The organism is Desulfonatronum sp. SC1, assembly GCF_003046795.1.
Taxonomy (GTDB): domain Bacteria; phylum Desulfobacterota; class Desulfovibrionia; order Desulfovibrionales; family Desulfonatronaceae; genus Desulfonatronum.
Map to the genome: position 1 here is coordinate 1 of NZ_PZKN01000129.1, position 463 is coordinate 463.

The 463-nt window shown below is 43.0% G+C and carries 1 protein-coding gene; it reads left to right on the plus strand.

Annotated elements, in window-relative coordinates:
- Positions 1-53: 53 nt before the first annotated feature.
- Positions 54-463 (plus strand): hypothetical protein (locus tag C6366_RS20995; RefSeq protein WP_199221595.1); only part of this gene is annotated, 410 nt, incomplete at its 3' end.

Here is a 463-nt window from a genome sequence, read left to right on the forward strand (position 1 = left end):
GGTATGTGTGCTATCACAGGCCGCCACGTAATTTTGGATATGCTCGTCAGCCAATGGTTGCACCCATTGTTATCGAGTACGATGACATTCCGGTGGCTGAAGGCGGAAAAGTAAAAATCAGAGCTTATGACCCGTTTGCGAAAGATAAGGTGTGGACAGCAAAAGACAACGGGGGATATGAATATACCGGAGCTGAAGTGACTTCCGAAGGTTTTCACATTTATGGACTCGATCCTTATCAGTACTATTCTGCCGGATACGCAAGCTATCTTTCGGATATCAGCCTGCAGCAAGATTCCTGGGATATCTGGGATAACCACATGCCCATCACCAATGTGAAAAATGGAAACATTGTAGGGTATAAATACTTTGGTTTTGCAGGACTTAGCGAAAATAAAAAAGGACTGAAGGCATTTGAAGGCACTAAAAAGAGAAATAGGACAGCTTTTAATCTGTTTCTTAC